A 421-nucleotide genomic window follows, 5' to 3' on the forward strand; every position below is an offset into this window, starting at 1 on the left:
GAAATATAGGGTCGTATTGACCATAGAAAAATGGAGTGATGGCGATGTTGGCGTCAAATCAATGTCTTTTTGAGTTGGCAGGATACGGAAAAATGTGATACATTTTCCAGGCGATCGAGGGACGAGCCCTCGATCCGCGGCCTGCGGCCGCAAAGGCAGGAAAGATCGCCGATGAAAGCGCCGAACGCATTGCGTTCACGACGGGCCGCCAGGCGGGAGAAGGTCGCCCACATCCGCTTTGCGGAGGATGAGATATCATCTGTAGAAACCGCGGCGGAGCAAGCCGGTCTTTCCGTTTCGGCTTTTATCCGGTCGCTCTCGCTCGAGGGCGCTGGCGTCAGGCCGTTCATGAACGGAGAAGATCGGGCGGTCCTCGAGATGCTCATCCAGGACATGCGCGCCGTTGGCGGCAACCTCAATC

The 421-nt window shown here is 57.0% G+C and carries 1 pseudogene; it reads right to left on the bottom strand.

The annotated features are described in order from the left end of the window. Nucleotides 1-53: 53 nt before the first annotated feature. A pseudogene (locus EOA24_RS40945) lies at nucleotides 54-421 on the bottom strand (hypothetical protein); the annotation flags it as partial.

Origin of the sequence: Mesorhizobium sp. M2A.F.Ca.ET.039.01.1.1 (genome assembly GCF_003998035.1) — a bacterium.
Classification (GTDB): Bacteria; Pseudomonadota; Alphaproteobacteria; order Rhizobiales; family Rhizobiaceae; genus Mesorhizobium.